This window comes from Pseudomonas sp. PDM13, assembly GCF_025685765.1.
GTDB lineage: Bacteria > Pseudomonadota > Gammaproteobacteria > Pseudomonadales > Pseudomonadaceae > Metapseudomonas > Metapseudomonas solani.
In genome coordinates this window covers 195,576-216,203 of record NZ_JAOTQU010000002.1, presented here as the reverse complement: position 1 = coordinate 216,203, position 20,628 = coordinate 195,576, and the positions used below count along the sequence as shown (strand labels likewise).

The 20,628-nt window shown below is 66.2% G+C and carries 24 protein-coding genes; 13 read left to right on the top strand and 11 right to left on the bottom strand.

Going from position 1 to position 20,628, the window contains the following annotated elements; all coding sequences use genetic code 11:
• The first annotated feature begins 46 nt into the window (after positions 1–46).
• Complete coding sequence (locus tag OEJ36_RS02955; RefSeq protein ID WP_031287526.1) at positions 47–826, top strand: exodeoxyribonuclease III; 780 nt, start codon at positions 47–49, stop codon at positions 824–826.
• 55 nt (positions 827–881) lie between these two features.
• On the opposite strand, the gene OEJ36_RS02950 is transcribed toward OEJ36_RS02955, so the two are convergent.
• Positions 882–1,247 (bottom strand): DUF4870 domain-containing protein, encoded by a 366-nt coding sequence (locus OEJ36_RS02950; protein WP_031287525.1) that lies wholly within the window; start codon positions 1,245–1,247, stop codon positions 882–884.
• A gap of 22 nt (positions 1,248–1,269) precedes the next feature.
• Entirely contained in the window at positions 1,270–1,989 is a 720-nt protein-coding gene (gene rph / locus OEJ36_RS02945) for a ribonuclease PH (protein WP_021218917.1), read from the bottom strand.
• Between the two features lie 139 nt (positions 1,990–2,128).
• Here rph and OEJ36_RS02940 point away from each other — a divergent pair, with 139 nt between their 5' ends.
• The 6 genes from OEJ36_RS02940 (at position 2,129) to OEJ36_RS02915 (ending at position 7,384) form a co-directional block, all read left to right on the top strand.
• Positions 2,129–2,992, top strand: coding sequence for a YicC/YloC family endoribonuclease (locus OEJ36_RS02940; protein ID WP_043240974.1), 864 nt, complete (start codon positions 2,129–2,131; stop codon positions 2,990–2,992).
• Between the two features lie 11 nt (positions 2,993–3,003).
• Positions 3,004–3,624, top strand: coding sequence for a guanylate kinase (gene gmk, locus OEJ36_RS02935; RefSeq protein WP_263400322.1), 621 nt, complete (start codon positions 3,004–3,006; stop codon positions 3,622–3,624).
• A gap of 122 nt (positions 3,625–3,746) precedes the next feature.
• On the top strand, positions 3,747–4,010 hold the full coding sequence (gene rpoZ / locus OEJ36_RS02930) for a DNA-directed RNA polymerase subunit omega (RefSeq protein WP_021218914.1): 264 nt from the start codon (positions 3,747–3,749) through the stop codon (positions 4,008–4,010).
• Between the two features lie 60 nt (positions 4,011–4,070).
• Positions 4,071–6,179, top strand: a complete 2,109-nt coding sequence (gene spoT / locus OEJ36_RS02925; protein ID WP_263400321.1) for a bifunctional GTP diphosphokinase/guanosine-3',5'-bis pyrophosphate 3'-pyrophosphohydrolase — start codon at positions 4,071–4,073, stop codon at positions 6,177–6,179.
• 28 nt (positions 6,180–6,207) lie between these two features.
• Positions 6,208–6,588 carry a RidA family protein gene (locus OEJ36_RS02920; RefSeq protein WP_021218912.1) on the top strand — a complete coding sequence of 127 codons (381 nt, stop codon included), beginning with the start codon at positions 6,208–6,210 and terminating at the stop codon, positions 6,586–6,588.
• Between the two features lie 58 nt (positions 6,589–6,646).
• On the top strand, positions 6,647–7,384 hold the full coding sequence (locus OEJ36_RS02915) for a hypothetical protein (RefSeq protein ID WP_263400320.1): 738 nt from the start codon (positions 6,647–6,649) through the stop codon (positions 7,382–7,384).
• Positions 7,385–7,393: 9 nt separating this feature from the next.
• Here the strand turns inward: OEJ36_RS02915 and OEJ36_RS02910 are convergent, their stop codons facing one another.
• From OEJ36_RS02910 to OEJ36_RS02900, 3 genes are all read right to left on the bottom strand, one after another.
• Complete coding sequence (locus OEJ36_RS02910) at positions 7,394–8,014, bottom strand: LysE family translocator (protein ID WP_263400319.1); 621 nt, start codon at positions 8,012–8,014, stop codon at positions 7,394–7,396.
• A gap of 66 nt (positions 8,015–8,080) precedes the next feature.
• Entirely contained in the window at positions 8,081–8,881 is an 801-nt protein-coding gene (locus OEJ36_RS02905) for a helix-turn-helix transcriptional regulator (protein ID WP_263400437.1), read from the bottom strand.
• Between the two features lie 2 nt (positions 8,882–8,883).
• The gene (locus tag OEJ36_RS02900; RefSeq protein WP_263400318.1) at positions 8,884–9,741 is read right to left on the bottom strand and encodes an NAD-dependent epimerase/dehydratase family protein; all 858 of its coding nucleotides are present in this window, start codon (positions 9,739–9,741) and stop codon (positions 8,884–8,886) included.
• A gap of 202 nt (positions 9,742–9,943) precedes the next feature.
• Between OEJ36_RS02900 and exbB the strand changes: the two genes are divergently transcribed.
• The 6 genes from exbB (at position 9,944) to OEJ36_RS02870 (ending at position 16,861) form a co-directional block, all read left to right on the top strand.
• The gene (gene exbB / locus OEJ36_RS02895) at positions 9,944–11,095 is read left to right on the top strand and encodes a tonB-system energizer ExbB (protein WP_263400317.1); all 1,152 of its coding nucleotides are present in this window, start codon (positions 9,944–9,946) and stop codon (positions 11,093–11,095) included.
• 4 nt (positions 11,096–11,099) lie between these two features.
• The gene (exbD, locus tag OEJ36_RS02890) at positions 11,100–11,522 is read left to right on the top strand and encodes a TonB system transport protein ExbD (protein ID WP_263400316.1); all 423 of its coding nucleotides are present in this window, start codon (positions 11,100–11,102) and stop codon (positions 11,520–11,522) included.
• Positions 11,523–12,266: an energy transducer TonB gene (locus tag OEJ36_RS02885; RefSeq protein ID WP_263400315.1), complete on the top strand. Its 744-nt coding sequence runs from the start codon at positions 11,523–11,525 to the stop codon at positions 12,264–12,266. It begins immediately after the preceding gene.
• A gap of 86 nt (positions 12,267–12,352) precedes the next feature.
• On the top strand, positions 12,353–13,294 hold the full coding sequence (locus tag OEJ36_RS02880) for a hydrogen peroxide-inducible genes activator (RefSeq protein WP_021218904.1): 942 nt from the start codon (positions 12,353–12,355) through the stop codon (positions 13,292–13,294).
• Positions 13,291–15,366 carry an ATP-dependent DNA helicase RecG gene (gene recG / locus OEJ36_RS02875; RefSeq protein WP_263400314.1) on the top strand — a complete coding sequence of 692 codons (2,076 nt, stop codon included), beginning with the start codon at positions 13,291–13,293 and terminating at the stop codon, positions 15,364–15,366. Before OEJ36_RS02880 ends, recG begins: the two co-directional genes overlap by 4 nt.
• Positions 15,367–15,457: 91 nt before the next feature.
• Positions 15,458–16,861 carry an aminoacyl-tRNA deacylase and HDOD domain-containing protein gene (locus tag OEJ36_RS02870; protein WP_263400313.1) on the top strand — a complete coding sequence of 468 codons (1,404 nt, stop codon included), beginning with the start codon at positions 15,458–15,460 and terminating at the stop codon, positions 16,859–16,861.
• A gap of 87 nt (positions 16,862–16,948) precedes the next feature.
• Here OEJ36_RS02870 and OEJ36_RS02865 read toward each other — a convergent pair whose 3' ends face one another.
• The 6 genes from OEJ36_RS02865 to OEJ36_RS02840 form a co-directional block, all read right to left on the bottom strand.
• On the bottom strand, positions 16,949–17,671 hold the full coding sequence (locus OEJ36_RS02865; protein ID WP_263400312.1) for a hypothetical protein: 723 nt from the start codon (positions 17,669–17,671) through the stop codon (positions 16,949–16,951).
• Between the two features lie 106 nt (positions 17,672–17,777).
• Positions 17,778–18,170, bottom strand: coding sequence for a hypothetical protein (locus OEJ36_RS02860; protein ID WP_031287521.1), 393 nt, complete (start codon positions 18,168–18,170; stop codon positions 17,778–17,780).
• A gap of 136 nt (positions 18,171–18,306) precedes the next feature.
• Positions 18,307–18,579 (bottom strand): HU family DNA-binding protein, encoded by a 273-nt coding sequence (locus OEJ36_RS02855; protein ID WP_021218870.1) that lies wholly within the window; start codon positions 18,577–18,579, stop codon positions 18,307–18,309.
• A 188-nt stretch (positions 18,580–18,767) separates the two neighbouring features.
• Complete coding sequence (locus OEJ36_RS02850) at positions 18,768–19,916, bottom strand: NAD(P)/FAD-dependent oxidoreductase (protein ID WP_263400311.1); 1,149 nt, start codon at positions 19,914–19,916, stop codon at positions 18,768–18,770.
• Positions 19,917–19,987: 71 nt separating this feature from the next.
• The gene (locus tag OEJ36_RS02845; protein WP_043240950.1) at positions 19,988–20,155 is read right to left on the bottom strand and encodes a rubredoxin; all 168 of its coding nucleotides are present in this window, start codon (positions 20,153–20,155) and stop codon (positions 19,988–19,990) included.
• A gap of 251 nt (positions 20,156–20,406) precedes the next feature.
• Positions 20,407–20,574, bottom strand: coding sequence for a rubredoxin (locus OEJ36_RS02840; protein ID WP_184488247.1), 168 nt, complete (start codon positions 20,572–20,574; stop codon positions 20,407–20,409).
• Positions 20,575–20,628 lie beyond the last annotated feature (54 nt).

The following is a 20,628-nucleotide window of genomic DNA, read 5'->3' as shown; positions in this document are numbered from 1 at the left end:
GAAAGAGCTCGGGTATCATACACGCACGAGTTTTTGGGGGCCATTTATGCGGATCATCAGTGTGAACGTGAATGGTATTCATGCCGCAGCCGAACGAGGACTCCTCAGTTGGTTGCAAGCACAGAATGCCGACGTGATCTGCCTGCAAGACACCCGTGCCTCTGCCTTTGATCTGGACGACCCAGCCTTCCAACTGGACGGCTATTTCCTCTATGCCAGCGATGCTGAAGTGCCAAGCCAAGGCGGCGTGGCGCTTTATTCGCGTTTGCAACCCAAGGCAGTGATCTGGGGTCTCGGTTTCGAGACCTGTGATCGTTATGGGCGCTACCTGCAGGCGGATTTCGACAAAGTGAGTATCGCTACCCTGCTGCTGCCTTCGGGCCAGGGCGGCGATGAGAACCTGAACCACAAGTTCAAGTTCATGGACGATTTCACCCACTATCTGAACAAGCAGCGCCGCAAGCGCCGCGAGTACATCTATTGTGGTTCGCTTTACCTCGCCCATCAGAAGCTGGACGTGAAGAACTGGCGCGACTGCCAGCAGCTGCCCGGTTTCCTCGCGCCCGAGCGCGCCTGGATGGACGAAGTGTTCGGCACCATGGGTTACGTGGACGCGCTGCGCGAAGTCAGCCGCGAGGGCGACCAGTACAGCTGGTGGCCCGACAGTGAACAGGCCGACATGCTCAACCTCGGCTGGCGTTTCGACTACCACATCCTCACGCCGGGCATGCGTCGCTCCGTGCGCAGCGCTCGCCTGCCGCGTCAGCCGCGCTTCTCCCAGCACGCGCCGCTGATCGTCGACTACGACTGGCTGCTGAGCATCTGAGAAGTCGCACCCGTAAAAAAGCCGGCTGATGCCGGCTTTTTCGTTTCTCGCGTTCCTACTTCACCGGACGCCAGGTGAAGGGATAGCGATAGGCCTGGCCTTCGTTGGCCTTGATACCGCCGATGATGGTCAGCACCAGCGCTACCAGGCCCACCAGGGGCAGCAGCACGAAACCGATCAGCACCAGCATCAGCAGCATGCACACCAGGCCGGCGAGGGTGACGGTGATCTGGAAGTTCAGCGCTTCCTTGCCCTGCTGGTCGATGAAGGGATCGACATCCTTCTTCACCTGCCAGAGGATCAGCGGGCCCAGCAGGTTGCCGAAGGGCAGCACCACACCGAGGAAAGCGGCGAAATGGCAGAACATCGCCCATTGCCTAACTTCCTGGTTTGGCTGTGGAACTTGGGTTGGCTCATTCATGCGGGTTTCCTCGGATGGGTGATCAGTCGACCAGCGCCGCGCGCTGCAACTCGAACAGCTCGGTAACGCCTTTCTTGGCCAGGGCCAGCATGGCGTTCAGTTCTTCCGGCTGGAAGGGCGCGCCTTCGGCAGTGCCCTGTACCTCGATGAAGCCACCGGCATCGGTCATGACCACGTTCAGGTCGGTCTCGGCAGCGGAGTCTTCCAGGTAATCGAGGTCCAGGACCGGCTCGCCCTGGTAGATACCAACGGATACGGCGGCGACCATCTGTTTCAGCGGCTCGCCCTTCAGCGCGCCACGCTTCTTCAGGACCTTCAGCGCATCCATCAGGGCCACCATGGCGCCGGTGATGGAGGCGGTGCGGGTGCCACCGTCGGCCTGGATCACATCGCAATCCAGGTAGATGGTGTTCTCGCCCAGCTTGCTCATGTCCAGCGCCGCGCGCAGCGAACGGCCGATCAGGCGCTGGATCTCCAGGGTGCGACCACCCTGCTTGCCACGGCTGGCCTCGCGCTGGTTACGCTCGCCGGTGGCGCGCGGCAGCATGCCGTACTCGGCGGTCAACCAACCCTGGCCCTGGCCCTTGAGGAAACGCGGGACTCCGGACTCGACGCTGGCGGTGCAGATCACCTTGGTATCCCCGAATTCGACCAGCACCGAGCCTTCGGCATGCTTGGTGTAGTTGCGGGTGATGCGGATCGAACGCAGCTGGTCAGCCACTCGGCCACTGGGACGTTTCATCTGGGTATACCTGTCAGGGGGGAAAACTGCCGGGCATTATAGAGGGCCGCCGGCCACTGGGACATCGCCGCGTTGGGAGGGCCGCCGCTCTGGGCTACAATCGCCCTCTTCGAACCTGCCATCACCGAGAGGAAACCCCATGGTGCACAGCATGACCGCCTTTGCCCGCGTCGAGCAGGCCGGCACCCACGGCACCCTGAGCTGGGAACTGCGCTCGGTCAACCACCGCTACCTCGAGCCCCACCTGCGCCTGCCCGAATCCTTCCGCGACCTCGAAGGCGCGGTGCGCGAAGCCCTGCGCCAGGGCCTCTCCCGCGGCAAGGTGGAGTGCACCCTGCGCTTCGCCGAAGAGAACGCCGGCAAATCCCTGCAGGTCGATCGCGAACGCGCCGCCCAGCTGGTCGAAGCCGCCGAAGCCGTCGCCGCACTGGTCAAGCAGCCGGCACCGCTCAACCCCCTGGAAATCCTCGCCTGGCCCGGCGTGCTGGTGGCCGATGCGGCCGACCCGCAAGCACTGAACGCCGCCGCCCTGGAGGTCTTCGCCAAGGCCCTCGACGAACTGCGCAACGGCCGTGCCCGCGAAGGCGCCGACCTGGCCCGCCTGCTCAACGAGCGGCTCGACGGCATCCTCGAAGAGGTCGAAGCCCTGCGCAAGCTGGTGCCGCAGATGCTCACCACCCAGCGCCAGAAGATCCTCGACCGCTTCGGCGAGATGAAGGCCGAGCTGGACCCGCAACGCCTGGAGCAGGAACTGGTGCTGCTGGCACAGAAGAGCGACGTCGCCGAAGAGCTGGATCGCCTCAGCACCCACGTCAGCGAAGTCCGTCGCGTACTCAAGGCCGGCGGTGCGGCGGGCCGTCGCCTGGACTTCCTGATGCAGGAACTCAACCGCGAAGCCAACACCCTGGGCTCCAAGGCCTTCGACTCGCGCTCCACCCAGGCGGCGGTCAACCTCAAGGTGTTGATCGAGCAGATGCGCGAACAAGTGCAGAACATCGAGTAAGAGACAGACAAATGAGCGTCACTCCCGGCACCCTCTACATCGTTTCCGCGCCCTCCGGCGCCGGCAAGACCAGCCTGGTCAAGGCCCTGATCGACGCCGAGCCGCAGATCCGCGTCTCGGTCTCCCACACCACCCGCGGCATGCGCCCGGGCGAGGTGGACAGCGTCAACTACCACTTCGTCAGCCGCGAGCAGTTCGTGCAGATGCTCGAGCACGGTGACTTCCTCGAGCACGCCGAAGTCTTCGGCAACCTCTATGGCACCTCCCAGCGCTGGCTGCAGAAGACCCTCGCCGAAGGCTCCGACCTGATCCTCGAGATCGACTGGCAGGGCGCCCAGCAGGTGCGCCGCCTGATGCCCCAGGCCAAGTCCGTGTTCATCCTCCCGCCGAGCCAGGAAGCCCTGCGCCAGCGCCTGGACAACCGCGGCCAGGACAGCGCCGAGATCATCGACCAGCGCATGCGCGAAGCCGTTAGCGAGATGAGCCACTACGTCGAGTACGACTACCTGGTGATCAACGACGACTTCACCGTGGCCCTGGAAGACCTCAAGGCGATCTTCCGCGCCAACCGCCTGCAGCAGTCGCAGCAGCAACTGGCCCACGGCACGCTGCTGGCGCAGCTGCTGGACTGACCGCCTGGAAGCGCTGTTAAATCAGCGCTTCCATAAATGCTGGTGATTTTTTAGACTATCCAGTCCGCTCGCCCACTCGGGCAAAAGCGTCCGCATCCAAATCTAGTGCTACGAGGAACACCATGGCCCGCGTTACCGTTGAAGACTGCCTGGACAACGTCGATAACCGCTTCGAGCTGGTCATGCTCGCGACCAAGCGTTCCCGTCAGCTCGCTACCGGCGGCAAAGAGCCTCGCGTAGCCTGGGAAAACGACAAGCCCACCGTTGTGGCCCTGCGTGAAATCGCTGCCGGCCTGGTGGACTACGACGTGATCGCCCAGGACGACATCGTCGAGGACGAGCCGCTGTTCGCTGCATTCGATGACGAGGCCAACGAGGCCCTCTAAGTCCATGCCGGGTCGACGTCGTACGGCGCAGGGCCGCAATAGCTGGGAAGGAGTATCGCCTTGCCGAGCATAGACGCCCTCGCCGAACGCCTTTCGACCTACCTCGGCAATGACCAGGTCAACCTGGTCCGCCGAGCGTATTTCTACGCCGAGCAAGCCCATGACGGGCAGCGCCGCCGCAGCGGCGAGGCCTACGTCACCCACCCGCTTGCCGTCGCCAACATCCTCGCCGACATGCACATGGACCATCAGAGCCTGATGGCCGCGATGCTGCACGACGTGATCGAGGACACCGGCATCGCCAAGGAAGCGCTCACCGCGCAATTCGGCGACACAGTCGCCGAGCTCGTGGACGGGGTCAGCAAGCTGACCCAGATGAATTTCGAGACCAAGGCCGAGGCCCAGGCCGAGAACTTCCAGAAGATGGCCATGGCCATGGCGCGCGACATCCGCGTGATCCTGGTCAAGCTGGCCGACCGCCTGCACAACATGCGCACCCTGGAAGTGCTGTCCGGCGAGAAGCGCCGGCGCATCGCCAAGGAAACCCTCGAGATCTACGCCCCTATCGCCAACCGCCTGGGCATGCACAGCATGCGCATCGAGTTCGAGGACCTGGGCTTCAAGGCGATGCACCCGATGCGCTCCGAACGCATCCGTGCCGCGGTCCGCCGCGCCCGTGGCAACCGCAAGGAAATCGTCAACAAGATCGAGGAATCGCTGACCCACTGCCTGGCCCGCGAAGGCATGGAAGGCGAGGTCATCGGCCGCGAGAAGCACCTCTACAGCATCTACAAGAAGATGCGCGGCAAGCGTCGGGCCTTCAACGAGATCATGGACGTCTACGCGTTCCGCATCATCGTCGACAAGGTCGATACCTGCTACCGCGTGCTCGGCGCCGTGCACAACCTGTACAAGCCGCTGCCCGGCCGCTTCAAGGATTACATCGCGATCCCCAAGGCCAACGGCTACCAGTCGTTGCACACCACGCTGTTCGGCATGCACGGCGTGCCCATCGAGATCCAGATCCGCACCCGTGAGATGGAAGAGATGGCCAACAACGGCATCGCCGCCCACTGGTTGTACAAGTCCGCCGAGGACGACCAGCCCAAGGGCACCCACGCCCGCGCCCGCCAGTGGGTGAAAGGCGTGCTGGAGCTGCAGCAACGCGCCGGCAACTCCCTGGAATTCATCGAGAGCGTGAAGATCGACCTGTTCCCGGACGAGGTCTACATCTTCACCCCCAAGGGCCGCATCATGGAGCTGCCCAAGGGCTCCACGGCCGTCGACTTCGCCTACGCGGTGCACACCGACGTTGGCAACACCTGCATCGCCTGCCGCATCAACCGCCGCCTGGCGCCGCTGTCCGAACCACTGCAGAGCGGCGAGACGGTGGAGATCGTCACCGCCCCCGGCGCGCGCCCGAACCCGGCCTGGCTCAACTTCGTGGTCACCGGCAAGGCCCGCACCCACATCCGCCATGCCCTCAAGCTGCAGCGCCGTTCCGAATCCATCAGCCTCGGCGAACGCCTGCTGAACAAGGTGCTGGCCGGCTTCGAGAGCGGCCTCGACCGCATCGCCCCGGAACGGGTGCAGGCAGTGCTCGCCGAGTACCGCCTCGACGTGATCGAGGACCTGCTGGAAGACATCGGCCTGGGCAACCGCATGGCCTATGTGGTCGCCCGGCGCATGCTGGCCAGCGAAGGCGAGCAGCTGCCCAGCCCCGAAGGCCCGCTGGCCATCCGCGGCACCGAGGGCCTGGTGCTCAGCTACGCCAAGTGCTGCACGCCGATCCCCGGCGACCCCATCGTCGGCCACCTGTCCGCCGGCAAGGGCATGGTCGTGCACCTGGAAAGCTGCAAGAACATCGGCGACATCCGCCATAACCCGGAGAAGTGCATCCAGCTCTCCTGGGCCAAGGATGTCGCAGGCGAATTCAACGTCGAACTGCGCGTCGAGCTGGAACACCAGCGCGGCCTGATCGCCCTGCTGGCCAGCAGCGTCAACGCCGCCGACGGCAACATCGAGAAGATCAGCATGGACGAGCGCGACGGCCGCATCAGCGTCGTCCAGCTGGTGGTCAGCGTGCACGACCGCGTGCATCTGGCCCGCGTGATCAAGAAGCTGCGCGCGCTGAAGGGGGTGATCCGCATCACCCGGGTGCGCGCGTAGCAGAACCCTCAGGACCAAGGAGTTCCGCATGAGCAAGACCGTGATCAACAGCGACAAGGCCCCTGCCGCCATCGGCACCTACTCCCAGGCGATCAAGGCCGGCAACACCGTCTACATGTCCGGGCAGATCCCCCTCGACCCCAAGACCATGGAACTGGTGGAAGGCTTCGAAGCCCAGACCGTCCAGGTCTTCGAGAACCTGAAAGCCGTGGCCGAAGCCGCAGGCGGCTCCTTCAAGGACATCGTCAAGCTCAACATCTTCCTCACCGACCTGTCGCACTTCGCCAAGGTCAACGAAGTGATGGGCCGCTATTTCGAACAGCCCTATCCTGCCCGCGCCGCCATCGGCGTCGCCGCCCTGCCGCGCGGCTCGCAGGTGGAAATGGACGCCATCCTGGTGATCGAATAACGATCACCCGTGCGGGGCTCCGGCCCCGCCGCTCCACCGTTTCATGAAGGAACCCGTCATGCGCTCGACCCTCGCCCTGCTGATCGCCGCGGCCGTACTCGCCGGCTGCTCCAGCGCCCCCTCCGATCCCAGCGGCGTCTGGATCAACCAGGCCGCCATCGATGAAGCGGCGAAGGAAGGCAAGCTGCGCGAATCCCTTCTCGCCTACGGCCCCAACCTGGAATGGCAGATCGATGCCAAGGCCGGCACCGCCAACTACAGCAACGGTTTCGAGCTGGGCGAAGGCCGCCTGGTCAGCCAGGGCAAGGCGAACTGGCGCGTCGATTTCTACGGCGATGAATTCCACGAACAACTCGGCCTCGACGGCAAGGAGCTGGTGCAGAAATCCAGCGAGAACCTGCCCGAGCAGCGCTTCATCCACCCGGCCAAGCCCGCCGCAGCCGATGCCCCCGAAGGCAGCAGCTTCGAATACGCCCTCTACGAGGCCTACCTCGGCGGCACCTGGAAGATTCTCGAAGGCACGGGCCAGGGCGGCCTGGTGCTGTTCCACCCCGACGGCAGCCTCGAAGGCCTGCCCGGCGCCGACCGCTTCGCCCTGTGCCTGGCCGGCGATTGCGCGGCCATGAGCGGCGAAAACGACAGCATCTGGCTGCAACTCGGCGCCCAGGGCAGCCCGTGGATCTTCGTCCACGACGGCAATCGCCTGGAGATCCTCGAAGCCGGCAACCGCGCGCAGATCGACGAGATGCCCGAGTACGCCCCCGGCAAGCGCGCCTGGTTGCTGGAACGCCAGTAACCGGCCGACTCAGAAGGCGCCAACCAGCAGCCAGGCGCCCAGCGCCGCCAGCAAGGCCCCGCAGACCCTGTCCAGCAACGCCACCCGGCGTTGCAGCCAGAGTCGCCAGCGCGAGTACCCCAGCAGGCGCACCAACCCCATGTCCCAGCCCAGCACCACCAGGGTCATCCACAGCATGGACAACCCCAGCCCCCACGTGGGCATGGCCGAGTTGCGCAGCACGCCGAACAGCCCCGCATAGAAGATCGGCAGCTTGGGATTCAGGCTGCTCGCCGCCAGCCCCTCCAGCAGCCCCTGCCGCCAGGAACCCTCGTGCCCGGCTTCGCCGCCTTCCGGCAATTGCAGGCGTCGGTGCGCCATCAGGGCCTGCCCGCCGAGCCAGAGGAAATAGGCACCGCCCAGCACCTGCAGGGCTCGCCACAGCCAGCTGCCATCGGCCGGCAGCAGACTCAACGCCAGCAGCACCAGCAGCATGCTCGCCAGATTGGCCAGGGCGATGCCCGCTGCACAGCCATCGGCATGGCGGCGGCCACGGGTCAGCGCCGCACGCAGCAGCAGGAAGAAATCCGGGCCCGGGGAAAGCAACGCGGCGAAGTGGGTGCCGGCAACCAGCAGGAACAGGGCGAACATCGACAGGCCTCCAGGGAACGAGGCGCCAGTGTCGGGGCCCGGTAGCGGCCCGGTCTTGGAGAAAGCTCAGGTGCGCGCGGCGCGGCGGAACTGCCCCGGGGTCACGCCGGTGAAGCGCTTGAAGGTGCCGGAGAAGTGCGCCTGGTCGTAAAAACCGAGGCCGAGCGCCACCTCCAGGGGCGACTGGTCACCCAGCAGCAGGCGCTTGGCCTCGCGCACCCGACGTTGCAGCAGGTAGGTATGGGGCGGCACGCCATAGGCACGGCGGAAGGCTTCGATCAGGTGGCGCGGGTGGCGCTGCACCAGGGCCGCCAACTGCTCCAGGCTCACCGCCTCGGCATGGTGGGCCTCCAGGTAGTCCCGCAGGAAGGCGGTCATGCCGCCATCCCGGCTTGCCGGCGCTGCCGCACGCAGCCCGCCATGGCGCACGAAGACCCGCTCCAGCAGCGCCAGCAGCTCGCTCTCCAGGGCCAGCGGGTCATTGCGCCCGAACTCCTCGGCCAGGCGCGCCAACCCTGCTGCCACGGCACCATCGTCCACTGGGTTGAGCGCGGTGAAACCGGTGGGCAGGCGCTTGCGCCCCAGCAACGCCGGCAACCGGGACTCTTCGATGTAGAGCATGCGGTAGACCAGGCGCTCGCTGATGGCGTGCCCGGTGTGGGGCTCCTCGGGGTTCATCAGCGACAGCGTGCCGGCGGCCAACGCATGGCGAGCGCCCCGGCACTGATAGCCTCCCACGCCCTCAAGAATGGCGCCGATGGCGAAGGCATCATGGCTGTGGCGACCGAAGGGCTGCCCGGAAAAATCCGCATGGAACAACTCCACCCCTGGCAGCCAGGGGCGGGCGAGCATGCGGTTGGCGTCCAGCCTCAGGCGCCTTTCAGCACGGCGGCATAGCCTTCGCGGTAGCTGGGGTAGAGCGGCTCCCAGCCGAGGGCGCGGGCGCGGGCATTGCTGCAACGCTTGCTGCCGGAGCGGCGCACGGTGGATTCCTCCGCCCATTCGGTGACGCCCAAGGTCTCGCGCAGCCAGCCCACCACTTCGTGCAGCGGTGCCGGTGCGTCGTCGACGCCCAGGTAGTCCTCGGCCAGTTCGACGCCACGGGCATCGGCCTGGAGCAGGAAAGCCAGCAGGCCGGCGGCGTCCTCGGCGTGGATGCGGTTGGCGAACAGCGGTGGCTCGCTGACCACGCGGTAGCCCATGCGCACCTGCTTCAGCAGCCACTCGCGGCCGGGGCCGTAGATACCGGTCAGGCGCACCACAGTGGCCGGAATGCCGCTCTCGCGAGCCAGGCGCTCGGCATCCAGCATGATGCGACCGGAATAGCCCTCGGCCTCGGCCGGCGAGGTCTCGTCGATCCACTCGCCATCCATCTGCGCGTACACGCCGCTGCTGGAGACGAAGAACAGGCGGCGCGGGCGCTGGCCGGACTGCTCCAGCCAGGCCAGCACATGGCGCAGGCCCTCGACGTAGGCGGAGCGGTAGCCAGCCTCATCGTGCTGGGTGGCGGCGGCGCAGTACACCAGATAATCCAGCTGACCCTCGGGCCAGGCGGCCGGGCGCTCGTGCGCTTCCAGGTCGCCGGCCACCGGCAGCACGCCTGCAGGCAGCGCCGAGGCATTTCGTCGCAGCCCATGGACCGGCCAGCCGGCCTCGAGCATCCGCAGGGCGAGACGACTGCCAACATCGCCGCAACCGGCGATCAGCAAGGAGGGAGAAGCGGACATAGGGGGCGGACTCCAGTGAAAAGTGCAGAGCATAGGGGTCGGCGGACCAATCGCCAAACCCCTGCCGCCCGGCCGAATAAAGGTAATAAAGTTACATTGTCACTTTTATAAACAAGAATTACTTGCAATAATGTTCGCCCTTTTGTCCGTGCCACCTCTATCGAATACGGACGAAACCGCAATTTTCTTGTCAGGTCCGGCCATGAAACCTATTGCATCCCTCGCCCAGCCCACCATCGTCTCCCGCTTTTCCCGCCCCGTCGCGGCACTGATGATCAGCCTGATGCTGTTCCCGGCTGGCGCGGCGTTCGCAGAGGAGCCAACTGCACCGGCACCGGCAACTGCCGAAGCCCAGGCCCCTGCAGCGGCGCCCGCCGCCCCGGTGGCTGGCGAACCGGTTGCCGCCCCCGAGTCCGTCGGCCTGACCGCCCTGCGTGAGTCGATCGACACCCTGGGCCCGCAGGCCACTCCGGAGCAGATCCGCGAAGCGACGCGCCAGAAGATGCAGGAACGTGGCGCTTCCCCCGAGGAAATCACCACCACCATGGACCGCCTCACCGAAGGCGAGAAGCTCGGCCAGGACCTGGCCGCCGCCCTGAGCGGTGGTGCCCTGGACGGTGCGCTGGCCGGCGAGGAAGCCGACAATGGCCTGGGCCACGACCTGTCTCCCTGGGGCATGTACCAGAACGCCGACATGGTGGTTAAGGGCGTGATGATCGGCCTGGCACTGGCCTCGGTCCTCACCTGGACCGTATGGATCGCCAAGGGCATCGAACTGCTGGGCGCCAAGCGTCGCCTGCGCCAGGAGCTGGCCAACCTGAAGGCCGCCCGCAACCTGCCGGAGGCCGCCGAAAGCGCCAGCCGCGAGGGCAGCCTGTCGCGCATCCTGGTACACGACGCCCTGGAAGAAATGAAACTCTCGGCCAACACCCGCGAGAAGGAAGGCATCAAGGAGCGCGTCAGCTTCCGCCTGGAGCGCCTGGTCGCTGCCAGCGGCCGACAGATGAGCCAGGGCACCGGCGTACTCGCAACCATCGGCTCCACCGCGCCCTTCGTCGGCCTGTTCGGTACCGTGTGGGGCATCATGAACAGCTTCATCGGCATCGCCAAATCCCAGACCACCAACCTCGCCGTGGTCGCCCCCGGTATCGCCGAGGCCCTGCTGGCCACCGCCATGGGCCTGGTCGCGGCCATCCCCGCGGTCGTCATCTACAACGTCTTCGCCCGCTCCATCGCCGGCTACAAGGCCCAGGTGGCCGACGCTTCCGCCCAGGTCCTGCTGCTGGTCAGCCGCGACCTCGACCACCTGCCTGCCGACCGCAGCCAGGCCCCGCACATGGTCAAGGTGAGCTGATCCGATGGGCCTGCATCTGAACGAAGGCGGTGACGATCTCCAGGAAACCCACGAGATCAACGTCACCCCATTCATCGACGTCATGCTGGTGCTGCTGATCATCTTCATGGTCGCGGCGCCCCTGGCCACGGTCGACATCAAGGTCGACCTGCCGGCCTCCACCGCCAAACCCGCGCCCCGTCCGGACAAGCCGATCTACCTGAGCATCAAGGAAGACCAGAGCCTGTACTTGGACAACATCCAGGTCCCGCAGGAAAAACTGGGCGCCGAACTGGACAGACTGACCAACGCCGACAAGGACAAGACCATCTTCGTCCGCGGCGACAAGTCGGTTGATTACGGCAAGCTGATGGAAGTGATGGACGCCATGCGTGGCGCCGGTTACCTGAAAATCGGCCTCGTGGGACTCGAGACGGTCGGGAAGTAAATGAGCCAGGCAAAGCGAAACCTGTCTTGGGCCATCAGCTTGCTGGTTGTGCTCGGCCTCCACGTTGCCCTGCTCTGCTGGGCCCTGTTCTGGAAGGTCAGCGCCGAGCCCATTGAACTACCCCCTGCTGCCATGCTGGTGCAACTCGAACCGCTGCCAGCGCCCACGCCACCGCCGGCCCCGCCGCCGCCCCAAGTGGAGCCGGAACCCGATCCCTTGCCAAAGCTGGCCGAAGCGCCCAAGCCGACCATAGCCATCGCGCCCAAGCCCAAATCCAAACCCAAGCCGCCGATGCCCAAACCCCCGGAGCCCAAGCCCGAGCAGAAGCCCCAGGAGCAGGAGTCGCCCAAAGAGCAGATCGCTGCCCCCACGACGCCTGCACCGCCGAGCGACGCCGAACCCGCAGCCCCGCAGGAGAGCATGGCCAGCGCCATGACCCAGGCACGCGAGACCTGGATGAGCAAGGTGTCGGCACGTCTGGCACAGTACAAGCGCTATCCGGAGGATGCCCGCCGTCGCAACATTACGGGTTCCACCATGATGGAGTTCACGGTCGACGCCGAAGGAAAAATCCTGACCCATACCTTGGTCAGCAAGTCCGGCAGCGCCTCTCTGGACCGCGCCACACTGGAGGCCATCCGACGCGCCCAACCGCTGCCTCCTCCGCCGCCGGAAATACTGGTCAACGGCTCAGTACAGGTGAGAGCTCCTTTCAACTTCAACCTTACCGGCCTACGCCGCTAAGCGATCGCCGCCCCACCCGGGGCGGCTTGCTGTTGGTTCCATTGAGAGCAGCCGCTATGCTTGGGCCACTCCAATGGAATAAGACTATGACCCTCACCGAACTGCGCTACATCGTCACCCTCGCCCAGGAACAGCACTTCGGCCGCGCAGCGGAACGCTGCCACGTCAGCCAGCCGACCCTGTCGGTGGGTGTGAAGAAGCTCGAGGACGAGCTGGGCGTGCTGATCTTCGAGCGCAGCAAGAGCGCCGTGCGCCTCACCCCGGTCGGCGAGGGCATAGTCACCCAGGCGCAGAAGGTCCTCGAACAGGCCCAGGGCATCCGCGAACTGGCCCAGGCCGGCAAGAACCAACTCACCGCACCGCTCAAGGTCGGCGCCATCTATACCGTCGGCCCTTACCTGTTCCCGCACCTGATTCCCCAGCTGCACCGCGTCGCACCGCAGATGCCGCTGTACATCGAAGAAAACTTCACCCACGTGCTGCGCGACAAGCTGCGCACCGGTGAGCTGGACGCCATCATCATCGCGCTGCCCTTCGCCGAAGCCGACGTGCTGACCAAGCCGCTCTACGACGAACCCTTCTACGTGCTGCTGCCGGCCAACCACCCCTGGACGGCCAAGAAGACCATCGACAGCGAGCTGCTCAACGACAAGAGCCTGCTGCTGCTCGGCGAAGGCCACTGCTTCCGCGACCAGGTGCTGGAAGCCTGCCCCACCCTGCGCAAGGGCGGCGAGGACAGCGCCAAGCACACGACGGTCGAATCCAGCTCCCTGGAAACCATCCGCCACATGGTCGCCTCCGGCCTCGGCGTATCGATCCTGCCGTTCTCCGCCGTCGACAGCCACCACTACGCCCCCGGCGTGATCGAGATCCGCCCGCTGACGCCGCCGGTGCCGTTCCGCACCGTCGCCATCGCCTGGCGCGCCAGCTTCCCGCGCCCGCGCGCCATCGAAGTACTGGCCGACTCCATCCGCCTTTGCTCGGTCGCACGTCCGGAGCAGGCACAGGCCGAACCGCAACCGGCATGACCGAGCTCGCGCAAGTCCCCGTCACCGTGCTCAAGGGCGTCGGTGACGCCCTGGCGGAAAAGCTCGCCAAGGTCGGCCTGGAAAACCTTCAGGACATCCTCTTCCACCTCCCGCTGCGCTACCAGGACCGCACCCGCGTGGTGCCCATCGGCGCCCTGCGCCCGGGCCAGGACGCGGTGGTCGAAGGCACCGTCACCGGCGCCGACGTGGTCATGGGCAAGCGCCGCAGCCTGCTGGTGCGTCTGCACGACGGCACCGGCGCGCTCAGCCTGCGCTTCTACCACTTCAGCAATGCGCAGAAGGAAGGCCTCAAGCGCGGCACCCAGCTGCGCTGCTACGGCGAAGCCCGCCCCGGCGCCTCGGGCCTGGAGATCTACCACCCCGAATACCGCGCGCTGAATGGCGAGGAACCGGCCCCGGTGGAGCAGACCCTGACGCCCATCTACCCGACCACCGAAGGCCTGACCCAGCAGCGCCTGCGCCAGCTCAGCCAGCTGGCCCTGGCACGCCTGGGGCCGCAGAGCCTGCCGGACTGGCTGCCGGAGGAGCTGGCCCGCGACTACCGCCTCGGCCCCCTGGACGAAGCCATCCGCTACCTGCACCGGCCGCCGCCGGATGCCGACCTCGACGAACTCGCCGAAGGCCAGCACTGGGCCCAGCACCGCCTGGCCTTCGAAGAGCTGCTCACCCACCAGCTCTCCCTGCAGCGCCTGCGGGAAACCCAGCGCGCCCAGCAGGCACCACAGCTGCCGCCCGCAAAGAAACTGCCGCAGCGCTACCTGGCCAACCTCGGCTTCACACCTACCGGTGCCCAGCAACGGGTCAGCGCCGAAATCGCCTACGACCTCGCCCAGCCCGAACCCATGCTGCGCCTGGTGCAAGGCGACGTCGGCGCCGGCAAGACGGTGGTCGCGGCCCTGGCCGCCCTGCAGGCCCTGGAGGCCGGCTACCAGGTCGCCCTGATGGCGCCCACCGAGATCCTCGCCGAGCAGCACTTCCTCAACTTCAGCAAGTGGCTGCAGCCGCTGGGCATCGAAGTCGCCTGGCTCGCCGGCAAGCTCAAGGGCAAGGCCCGCGCCGCCGCGCTGGAACAGATCGCCGCCGGCACCCCCATGGTGGTCGGCACCCACGCGCTGTTCCAGGACGAGGTGCAGTTCAAGCGCCTGGCCCTGGTGATCATCGACGAACAGCACCGCTTCGGTGTGCAGCAGCGCCTGGCCCTGCGCAAGAAGGGCATCGACGGCCGCCTCAGCCCGCACCAGCTGATCATGACCGCCACGCCCATCCCGCGGACCCTGGCCATGAGCGCCTACGCCGACCTCGACACCTCGATCCTCGACGAACTGCCCCCCGGGCGTACGCCGGTGAACACCGTGCTGGTGGCCGACAACCGTCGCATCGAAGTGATCGAACGCGTTCGCGCCGCCTGCCAGGAAGGCCGCCAGGCCTACTGGGTCTGCACCCTGATCGAAGAATCCGAAGAACTCACCTGCCAGGCGGCGGAAACCACCTTCGAAGAACTGTCTTCCGCCCTCGGCGAGCTGCGCGTGGGGCTGATCCACGGCCGCATGAAGGCACCGGAAAAAGCGGCGGTGATGAACGAGTTCAAGGAAGGCAAGCTGCAACTGCTGGTCGCCACCACCGTCATCGAGGTCGGCGTCGACGTGCCCAACTCCAGCCTGATGATCATCGAGAACCCCGAACGCCTCGGCCTCGCCCAGCTGCACCAGCTGCGCGGGCGTGTCGGGCGGGGCAGCGCCGCCAGCCACTGCGTGCTGCTCTATCACCCGCCGCTGTCACAGCTCGGACGCGAGCGCCTGGGCATCATGCGTGAAACCAGCGATGGCTTCGTCATCGCCGAGAAGGACCTGGAACTGCGCGGCCCCGGCGAAATGCTCGGCACCCGGCAGACCGGGCTGCTGCAGTTCAAGGTCGCCGACCTGATGCGCGACGCCGACCTGCTGCCGGCCGTGCGCGACGCCGCGCAAGCCTTGATGGAACGCTGGCCGCAGCATGTGAGTCCCTTATTGGAGCGCTGGTTGCGACACGGCCAGCAATACGGTCAAGTGTGACGCAGCGCACATTGCGCTGGTCGCCTGACCCATCAGTCCCCCAGGCCGCTCGTTATACTCCGGGCAGTCGTTTTTTCGCTGGATGCTACCCATGACCGAAGTCGCTCTCGCTCCAGATACAGAACCCCAAGCCCCGTCGGTGATCCTGCAATTGCTGGACAAGCTGGGCCTGCCCTACCAGATACGCCTCGAAGAGCCCTCCCTGGAGCCGGCCCGCCGCGTACAGGCAGTTCTGCTGGAAGACGCCGTCGGCACCCTGCTGGTGTTCTACCCGCGCAACCAGTTGCTGGACCTCAACCGCCTCGCCGAACTGACCGGGCGCAAGCTGGTGGCCGTAAAGCCGGAGCGCTTCGACCGCATGCTCGGCAAGCACGACCTCAACACCCTGCCGGCCCTGCCGCCGCTGACCAGCTCGCCCTGCCTGTATGACGAGCGCCTGCTGCAGGAGTCGCTGCTGCTGATCGAATCCGGCCACGCCGGCGTGTTGCTGGAACTGGCCGCCGAAGACTTCCGCCAGCTGCTCAACAAGGCCAGCGCCGCCCGTTTCGGCGTGCCGCTGAGCAGCATCCGCCTCAACCTCGATCGCCCTGACGACGACCGCGCCGAAATCACCCAGGCGGTCCAGGCCTTCACCGCCCGCCGCATCCAGCAGCGCCTCGAGGAAACCATCGAGATTCCGCCGCTGCCGGAAACCGCGCAGAAGATCATCAAGCTGCGGGTCGATCCCAACGCCACCGTCGACGACATCACCGGCGTGGTCGAAACCGACCCGGCCTTGGCCGCACAGGTGGTGAGCTGGGCCGCGTCGCCCTACTACGCGGCCCCCGGCAAGATCCGCTCGGTGGAAGACGCCATCGTCCGTGTGCTGGGCTTCGACCTGGTGATCAACCTGGCCCTCGGCCTGGCACTGGGCAAGACCCTCAGCCTGCCGCGCGAACAGCCGCAGCACGCCACGCCCTACTGGCACCAGGCGATCTACACCGCTGCAGTGATCGAAGGCCTGACCCGCGCCATTCCCCGCGCCCAGCGTCCCGAAGCCGGCCTGACCTACCTAGGCGGCCTGCTGCACAACTTCGGCTACCTGGTGCTGGCCCACGTCTTCCCGCCGCACTTCTCGCTGATCTGCCGTCACCTGGAGGTCAACCCGCACCTGGCCCATGGCTATGTCGAGCAGCACCTGCTGGGCATCACCCGCGAGCAGATCGGCAGCTGGCTGATGCGCTTCTGGGACATGCCCGAAGAACTGGCCACCAGCCTGCGCTTCCAGCACGACCCGCACTACGACGGCGACCATGCCGCCTACCCGAACCTGGTGTGCCTGGCGGTCAGCCTGCTGCGCTCCCGTGGCATCGGCACCGGCCCGGTGGTGGAAATCCCTGACGAGCTGTTCGAGCGCCTGGGCCTGACCCGCGACAAGGCCGAGGAATCGGTGAGCAAGGTGCTGGAAGCCGAAGCCGCACTGCGCGAACTGGCTTCCCAGTTCACGCCCCACTGAGTGGCGTGAAGCGCTTGTAGAAAAGGGGCCTCGCGGCCCCTTTTTCATGGGTTCATTTCCTTGGCTGCACCCGCAGCCCGTCCCGCACTACTTCAACAACGCCCGGCGCTTGGCGAAGACCCCGGGGAAGGCCTCCAGGCTCAAGGCCAGCAGCTGCTTGACCGCCGGGCGCTCGTAGAGCTCCGCATAAGCCTGTACCTGGTCGCTGGGCATCTGCCGGTAGGCATAGAGCATGAAGGACTCCACCGCCTGCTCGCTGCTGGCGCGGATGCCTTCGGCCTGCTTGGCGGTCTGCTCGGCCAGGGCTTTCTCGCTGATCTTCTCGCCGCGTTGGCGCAGGGTCAGCATGGCCAGGGTCTTGCCCACCTCATAGCGCAGCAAGGACGCCAGGTCGGTGGTCCGTGCGGCCTTGTCGAGCCGGCGCACCAGCCCCAGCCGGTCGGCCCGGGGTGGCTTGTCGGCCAGTTGGGTGCGGTAGGCGGCCAGGCCTTCACCCACATCGCGCTCTGCGGCGGTGAAGCGCTGCGCCAGGGGGCTGTCGAGGGCCGCCTCCACCTGGGCGAGCTGCTCGGCACTCACCTTCGGCGCAATGGCGCTGGCCAGGTCACGGCACATGGCATCGGCCTCGAAGGCCTTGTTCAGCTGCTTCAGGTAACGCTCCGGTGCGCTGCGCTGCAACAGCGGCCCGCTCTGCTCGCAGAGCAGGCGCACGCCGGCCAGTTCGAAGGCCTTGGTCAGATCGTCAGGTTTCGGGGCCGCAAAGGCGGCGAGGCTGCCAAGCAGCAGCGGAAGAGCGAGAAGGGCGCGCATGGACTGGATTCCGTCAGGACGAGCGCCCTCGACAGAGAAGGGCGCACACGGATCAGCCTAGCGAAAGGGCCGCGCGCCGACCAGCAGCGCAGCGACCGAATGCGGATCAGGCAGCCTTTTTGGCGGCGGCTTTCTTCTTCGGCACCAGGTACTTGGTCAGGCCCTGGAACCAGATCACCAGCGCAGGGTTGCCCTGGATCTGGATGTCCTTGTTCTGGATGCCCTGCATGAAGGCCAGCTGCTTGTTCTTGGCGTTCATGGTGGCGAAACCGTAGGCACCATCCTTGAAGCCGATGGCGAAGGCCGGAGCCTCGGCGGTGCCGCGCTTGCTGGTCACGCGCTGGTCCTTGACGATGAAATGCCGCGCGACCTTGCCGTCCAGGGTATGCAACTGGAACACCAGGTCCTTGCCGGCGAGCTGCTCCTGAAAAGCGGCGTTGTCACGGCTGGCCTTGGCCATCAGGCGGCCCAGCATCCAGAGGAGAAGACGGAATTTCATGCGCACGAGCCTCGGCTGAAAATGGAACGGCGGCGCATTGTAGCGGTTTGCGAGCAGGACTACAGCCAGACTTGGGATGGGTGGAAAGGGCTGTCAGATCACGCCCGGAGCCTGGCGGCCCCGGGCGTCCATGGCCTTAGTTGACCGCGTCCTTCAGGGACTTGCCCGGTTTGAAGGCAACGGTGTTGCTGGCCTTGATCTTGACCGGTTGACCGGTCTGGGGGTTCTTGCCAGTGCGAGCACCGCGATGGCGCTGCAGGAAGGTGCCGAAACCGACCAGGGTCACACTGTCCTTGCGGTTCAGCGCGCTGGTGATTTCTTCGAGAACGGCGTTGAGTACACGATTGGCCTGATCCTTGGTGAGATCGGCCTTTTCGGCGATGGCGGCGGCGAGTTCCGGTTTACGCATAGATGCCTCTTTGACGGTTTGTTGTTTTTGTGTCCGTGCTGTTCATCCAGAACAGCGCCCAAGGCGCCGCAACAGCTCTGCGCTGCGGCAGACCAGAGGGAGGATGGCATGCTGCAAAGGGCCGCGCCAGTGTTGTCCGACAGTTTTGGGCGCGAACCCGAGGGCTAATCCGACAGAAGGACGGCGATTCACGCCAGCAGGGGAGGCAGTTCACGGTTCAGGGCCAGCTTCTCCTGCACCGCCGCGCCGGTCAGGGCGTAGCCCAGCAGGCGGCCGCCGGCATCGCGGCACAGCGCCTTGATGTCGGCGCCAGAGCCTTCCACGCTCCAGGCCCCCTCCGAGCCACGGGGCGGCGGCGATACCACCAGCGGGCAGGCCGGGGTCTTCACCGTCACCGGCATCGGCCCGTAGCTCACCGCCGTGGCATTGCCCGCCAGGGTCTGCGCCAGGGCACGGGCACAGGCCATCAGCGGCATCACGTAGAGCAGATTGATGCCATCCACTTCGGCGCAATCGCCCAGGGCGTAGATGTTGGCGTGGGAGGTCTTCAGGTGGCGGTCCACCATCACCCCGCGATTCACATCCAGCCCGGCTGCGGCGGCCAGGGCGATGCGCGGGCGCAGGCCCACCGCCGAGATCACCAGGTCACAGGCGATGCGGGTGCCATCGGACAGGTGCGCGTCCAGGCCGTCGCCGGCGTGGTTGAGGCTGGCCAGCACCGGGCCCAGGTGGAAGCGCGTGCCCAGGCCTTCGAGGCCGACCTGTACCGCCGCCGCAGCCGCCGGGTGCAGCAGGCCGGGCATGACCTGCTCGCAGGGCGCCACGAGTTCCACTTCGAAGCCGCCCAGGGTCAGGTCGTTGGCGAACTCGCAACCGATCAGGCCGGCACCGAGGATCAGCACGCGCTTCTTGCCCGCCGCCGCCACGCGGAAGCGGGCGTAGTCTTCGAGGTCGTTGATCGGGAACACCGCGTCTTCGGCGTCGCCTTCCACCGGCACGCGGATCACCTCGGCGCCCCAGGCCAGCACCAGGTCGCGGTATTCCACCGCTTCCTCGCCTATCCACAGGCGACGGTGGCCCGCGTCGATGCCGGTGATGCGGGTGTGGGTGCGGATCTCGGCCTTCAGCTGGTCGGCCATGGCACCGGCTTCGGCCATGGCCAGGCCGTCGGCGTCCTTGTTCTTGCCGAAGCCGGTGGACAGCATCGGCTTGGAGTAGGAGCGACCGTCGTCGGCGCTGATCAGCAACAGCGGGGTCTCGCTGTCCAGCTTGCGGAACTCCTTGGCCAGGTTGTAGCCGGCCAGGCCGGTCCCGACTATCACCACGGGTGCACTCATCACTCACTCCTCAGCTGCAAAACGACGCGACGGCCCACGGGCCGTCGCTGAATATCGGGGGTTGTCGCGGATCAGGCGATCTCGATCATCTCGAAGTCGACCTTGCCCACGCCGCAATCGGGGCAGACCCAGTCCGGGGGGATGTCTTCCCAGCGCGTGCCCGGGGCAATGCCCTCTTCCGGCAGGCCCTGGGCCTCGTCGTAGATGAAGCCGCAAACCACGCATTGCCACTTGCGCATAAGCACCCCCGCCCGGCGGAAAAACCGTTGAGACCCTACTCCAATTGCGAACACCTCGCCAAGGCTTGGCGCGGCCCGCCCGACGGAGGTTGGGCTCGGGTGGCGGTGAGAAAGGAGACACCATGGGCGTCGATGAACCCGGGGGCTTCGTGGTGGGCAAACAGGGCGAGGGCCTTGAGCGCTTCCTCGGCCACGCGGGCCGGAAGCAGGGGATACGGGCCCGCCACAGGACGTGGGGGGCCCGGGATGGATCAGCCGATTTCGATCATCTCGAAGTCCAGCTTGCCGACGCCGCAGTCGGGGCACAGCCAGTCGGCCGGCACGTCTTCCCAGCGGGTACCCGCGGCGATGCCGTCATCCGGCCAGCCCTGGGATTCGTCATAGATCAGACCACAGACCACGCATTGCCACTTTTTCATTATCGTCCTCGGCGGAACTCACGGTTTGGCGCGCAACCTATACCAAACGCGGCA